This window comes from Bradyrhizobium sp. CAR08, from assembly GCF_052871955.1.
Genome location: NZ_JBIXJX010000077.1, coordinates 1 through 1,568, shown reverse-complemented (window position 1 = coordinate 1,568; position 1,568 = coordinate 1). Strand labels below are relative to the sequence as shown.

The 1,568-nt window shown below is 59.7% G+C and carries 1 protein-coding gene; it reads left to right on the top strand.

Annotation, left to right across the window (positions count from 1 at the left end):
- Positions 1 to 85 precede the first annotated feature (85 nt).
- Positions 86 to 1,456: an IS1182 family transposase gene (locus ACIPUD_RS39760; RefSeq protein WP_026233905.1), complete on the top strand. Its 1,371-nt coding sequence runs from the start codon at positions 86 to 88 to the stop codon at positions 1,454 to 1,456.
- Positions 1,457 to 1,568 lie beyond the last annotated feature (112 nt).

The window sequence follows — 1,568 nt, the reverse complement described above, 5'->3', positions numbered from 1 at the left end:
GGCCGATTTTGTTGCAAAAGTCGGTTGAGACAAGTCACGAACCGTGATTCCGTTGTGTTGACGCGAATCTCGGCGAGGTCGATCCATGATGGGCCGTCTGAAGAGTGACCAAGGTCAACTGTTCTACGAGTTTCGTCTTGGCGACGCGATACCCGAAGATCATCTGGTGCGGAAGATCGATGCTGCTCTCGATCTGTCCTGGCTTCGCGGTGAACTAGCATCTCACTATTCGTCGATGGGGCGCCCGTCGATTGATCCGGAACTGATGATCCGGATGCTGGTCGTGGGGTATGTCTTTGCGATCCGCTCGGAACGGCTGATCTGCCGTGAAGTGCAGGTGAACCTCGCCTATCGCTGGTTCTGCAAGCTTGGTATCGAGGACGCTGTCCCGGATCATTCGGCATTTTCGCGCGCCCGCAACGAGCGCTTCCGTGATGGAGATGTTCTCCGCCGCGTGTTCGAACGGATTGTCGAGACATGCATTGCCGCCGGTCTGGTTGGTGGCGAAGGATTTGCAGTCGATGCGAGCCTGATTGCGGCCGACGCGAACAAGCAGCGCTCGATCGCAGGTCAGGACTGGCGCAGGGATCGCGATCCGGCCAGGTCCAGCCGCGCGGTGAAGGAGTATTTGGCAACCCTCGACGATCCGGCGTGGGGCGCCGCCAGCGATGTCATCCCGAAGTTTGTCTCGCCATCCGATCCGGCAGCGCAGTGGACCGGCGCTCACAAGGGGCCGGCATTCTTCGCGTACTCCGACAACTATCTCATCGACGTGAAGTTCGGCGTCATCGTGGATGTCGAGGCCTCCCGCGCCATTCGCCAGGCCGAGGTCGGTGCAGCAAAAACCATGATCGAACGAACCGAGGAGCGCTTTGGTCTCAAGCCAGAGCGACTTGTCGGGGATACCGCTTACGGAGCGGCTCCGATGCTGAACTGGCTGGTCGAGGAGAAGGGCATCGCGCCGCATATCCCTGTGTTCGATAAGTCGAAGCGGGATGATGGCACCTTCTCGCGGAGCGACTTTCGATATGACCCAACCGGGGACGTTTACCACTGCCCGGGTGGTAAGCGGCTTGGGACGAGCGGTACCGTGCACGAGGGCAAGACCCTTCTGTATCGTGCCAGCAAGCTCGACTGCGATGTATGCCCGCTCAAACCGCAGTGCTGCCCAAAGGAACCATCACGCAAGATCCCGCGCGATATCCATGAGCATGCCCGAGACGTTGCCCGGTCGTTCGCTGGCACCGAGGGCTTCGAGCTCTCTCGGCGTCAGCGCAAGAAGATCGAGATGAGGTTCGCACACTTGAAGCGCATCCTGAAGCTTGGTCGGCTCCGATTGCGAGGCCCGCAAGGTGCCCAGGATGAGTTTGTTCTAGCCGCCATCGCTCAGAATCTGAGGCGGTTTGCATCGCTGGTCGCACGACCGCCGCCGGCTCAGGTTCTGCGCATCGCGTAGCGTAGCGTCAAAGTTGCGTAAAAATGCGTCAGGGCCAGCGCTTCAAAGCGCGGCTCAACAAAAGGCCCAGCGGCCAAATCCATTGCAGCCAACTTTTGCAACAAAATCGGCC

What these genes read in the sequence shown, in the direction of transcription:
- ACIPUD_RS39760 (WP_026233905.1), top strand. Translation starts at nt 86, where the DNA reads ATGATGGGCCGTCTGAAGAGTGACCAAGGTCAACTGTTCTACGAGTTT.